This window comes from Streptomyces sp. ISL-66, from assembly GCF_018614135.1.
Classification (GTDB): Bacteria; Actinomycetota; Actinomycetes; order Streptomycetales; family Streptomycetaceae; genus Streptomyces.
Genome location: NZ_JAGGOW010000206.1, coordinates 7,163 through 7,684 on the forward strand (window position 1 = coordinate 7,163; position 522 = coordinate 7,684).

The 522-nt window shown below is 76.1% G+C and carries 1 protein-coding gene; it reads left to right on the plus strand.

All coding sequences use genetic code 11. The annotated features are described in order from the left end of the window. Positions 1-150: 150 nt before the first annotated feature. The coding region (locus tag J7E97_RS32815) for a glycosyltransferase family 2 protein (protein ID WP_215034844.1) at positions 151-522 on the plus strand (372 nt) is incomplete at its 3' end.

Here is a 522-nt window from a genome sequence, read left to right on the forward strand (position 1 = left end):
GCCGGTCCTCGTGCCCATGCCGCTCATGGCACCCAGCCTCCCATCCGCCGCCGCGGACCGGCACCGGCGACGGGGCCGCAGGGGTCGACGTCCGCGTTTCGTAAGGAGTCCGCGGCCCTTTCGCGGGGCCGTGGTTCCTACGGTGAAACCGTGAGCGAAACCGTGACGGTAGACGTCGTACTCCCCTGTCTGAACGAGGCCGAGGCCCTGCCCTGGGTCCTCTCCCGCATCCCGGCCGGCTGGCGGGCCCTGGTCGTGGACAACGGTTCCACCGACGGGTCCGCCGACCTGGCGCGGTCCCTCGGCGCGAGCGTGGTGCGGGAACCCCGGCGGGGTTTCGGCGCCGCCTGCCACGCCGGGCTGCTCGCCTCCGAGGCGGACGTCGTCTGCTTCTGCGACTGCGACGCCTCCCTGGATCCCGGGCTGCTGGCCGGCCTCGTGGCCGCCGTCGCCGCCGGCGAGGCCGATCTGGTGCTCGGGCGGCGGCGCCCCCGGGGCCGCGGCGCCTGGCCGGCGCACGCG